This window comes from Klebsiella oxytoca NBRC 105695, assembly GCF_001598695.1.
Classification (GTDB): Bacteria; Pseudomonadota; Gammaproteobacteria; order Enterobacterales; family Enterobacteriaceae; genus Klebsiella; species Klebsiella oxytoca.
Genome location: NZ_BCZK01000038.1, coordinates 1 through 848, shown reverse-complemented (window position 1 = coordinate 848; position 848 = coordinate 1). Strand labels below are relative to the sequence as shown.

1 protein-coding gene is annotated in these 848 nt (G+C 65.7%); it reads left to right on the top strand.

The window, feature by feature from the left end:
- Positions 1-3: 3 nt before the first annotated feature.
- The coding region (locus KO1_RS26655; RefSeq protein WP_148719769.1) for a sodium ion-translocating decarboxylase subunit beta at positions 4-848 on the top strand (845 nt) is incomplete at its 3' end.

Sequence of the window (848 nt, the reverse complement as noted above, 5' to 3'; positions counted from 1 at the left end):
GAAATGGAAAGTCTGAACGCCCTGATTCAGGGCATGGGGCTGATGCACCTCGGTGCCGGCCAGGCCGTCATGCTGCTGGTGAGCCTGCTGCTGCTGTGGCTGGCGATAGCGAAGAAGTTCGAGCCGTTACTGCTGCTGCCGATTGGCTTCGGCGGGCTGCTGTCGAATATCCCGGAAGCCGGGCTGGCGCTGACCGCGCTGGAGAGCCTGCTGGCCCACCACGACGCCGGGCAGCTGGCGGTGATTGCGGCAAAGCTCCACTGCGCGCCGGACGTGCACGCCATCAAGGAGGCGTTAGCCCTGGCCCTGCCGTCGGTGCAGGGGCAGATGGAAGACCTCGCGGTGGATATGGGCTACTCCGCCGGGGTGCTGGCGATTTTCTATAAGGTCGCCATCGGCTCGGGCATTGCCCCGCTGGTCATCTTTATGGGCGTGGGGGCGATGACCGACTTCGGCCCGCTGCTGGCTAACCCGCGCACCCTGCTGCTGGGGGCGGCGGCGCAGTTCGGCATCTTCGCCACGGTGCTGGGGGCGCTGACGCTGAACTACTTCGGCATCATCAGCTTCACCCTGCCGCAGGCGGCGGCCATCGGCATCATCGGCGGCGCGGACGGCCCGACGGCGATTTACCTCTCCGGGAAACTGGCGCCGGAATTACTCGGCGCCATCGCGGTGGCGGCGTACTCGTATATGGCGCTGGTGCCGTTAATCCAGCCGCCGATTATGAAGGCGCTGACCAGCGAGAAGGAGCGGAAAATCCGCATGGTGCAGCTGCGCACGGTGAGTAAGCGGGAAAAAATCCTCTTCCCGGCGGTGCTGTTGCTGCTGGTGGCGCTGCTGCTGCCGGA